The organism is Ornithinibacter sp., assembly GCF_035443565.1.
GTDB lineage: Bacteria > Actinomycetota > Actinomycetes > Actinomycetales > Dermatophilaceae > Fodinibacter.
Window position 1 is genome coordinate 1 of the sequence record NZ_DAORSO010000371.1, and the last position, 1,346, is coordinate 1,346.

The following is a 1,346-nucleotide window of genomic DNA, read 5'->3' on the forward strand; positions in this document are numbered from 1 at the left end:
CCTCACCTCAAAACAGACTCCTTGGCCAGCGCACGCGGATCTCCACCAACCAGGCTTAAGGCCAAGTCCGACCCGCGAGCGCACGCTACTCGCGGCCGAAGACGCAACAGCGGCTGCTACATCGCTGGGTGACCCAGCCGCCAGCGTCGACCCGGTGGCACTTCCACTCGCCCGGTCGTGGGCAGCCTGCACAGAACCGCGAGCCCACGAAAGAGGACCCTCGCGTGCGGCGTCGCGGACGAGGACACTGATGGGATGGGTGCTGGCGCGGGGTCTACCACTGGACCTGGGAATCCACGTCCGCCGTGGTGGCGGCGATTGCTCGACCAGTCGACGGTGTGGCAACGCGCATTGGCGGCCCTCCTTACCGTCGTCGCAGGCCTGGTGTCTTTTGGTCGGACGATTGAGTGATCGGCCCCGGGCTGCCGCCTGCACCCGAGCTTCGCCAGACGCGCCTCGCGAACGCCCTGTGCCGCGGGCCGGGCGGAACGTACATCACGCGATCAGGCGGCGAAAGGACGCAACTCTGCCGGCGCAGAGGGCACTGACGCGCCTTGTGGTGGAGGGGCCGGAGCGGCCGTCGAGTGGCTGCTGGTAGCTGAAAAGGTCACGCCGTGTGGCTGCGGCGGCGGGTCTGCTCACCATGCTTGCCGTACCCGTGGGTGCGGCTGGAGCGCCCACTGCCAACCACGAGTCCTACAACGTGACCGGTGTGCTGGCCGATGCCACATGGTTCAGCGACCAAGGCGAAGGGCAGGAGCCCGAGGTCGGCGAGCCGCGGGTTCTCAGTGTCAGCGGCGCTGACGCGACCATGGTGCGCCGGGTACCCGGCAGCAAGCCCGAGAGCACCGCCCAGCCGGCCGTGCTCGCGATGGGCCTGATGCTGCCCGGCCCCGAGGCCGGTGACGAACCTGTGCCGGCGGAGCTGTGGTGCGTCAGCGATGCCTTCACCTTCGCCGTGGCCGATGATCTGTCCAGCGCCGAGCTGGTGATTCCCACGTGCCAGGCCGAGATCTTCACCGTTGACGAGGAGTCCGGCGAGGAGGTCCCCACTGGTGTGACCTTCACCCTCAGCGTGACCTCCACCTGGACCGCGACGGGCCCGCTGGAGAGCGTGAAGTCGCACTCGCGCTACCTCATCGACAACTCCTTCACCCTGGACCGGGTGAAGGCCTCGACGCGGCAAGCATCGGCTGACGTCACCGTGACGGGCCTCCCGAACGGCACCCTGCAGGTCACCGCCCAGGAAGGGGCCACCCAGGACATCAAGGCCGCCACCCTGCTCCACCAGTGACGCATCCCGCTCCGCACGGCGGCTCTTCCCCACCACGGGAGGAGCCGTCGCG

The 1,346-nt window shown here is 68.8% G+C and carries 1 protein-coding gene; it reads left to right on the forward strand.

The annotated features are described in order from the left end of the window. The first annotated feature begins 658 nt into the window (after nucleotides 1–658). Nucleotides 659–1,294, forward strand: coding sequence for a hypothetical protein (locus tag PLL68_RS15275; RefSeq protein ID WP_324535565.1), 636 nt, complete (start codon nucleotides 659–661; stop codon nucleotides 1,292–1,294). Nucleotides 1,295–1,346: the final 52 nt, after the last annotated feature.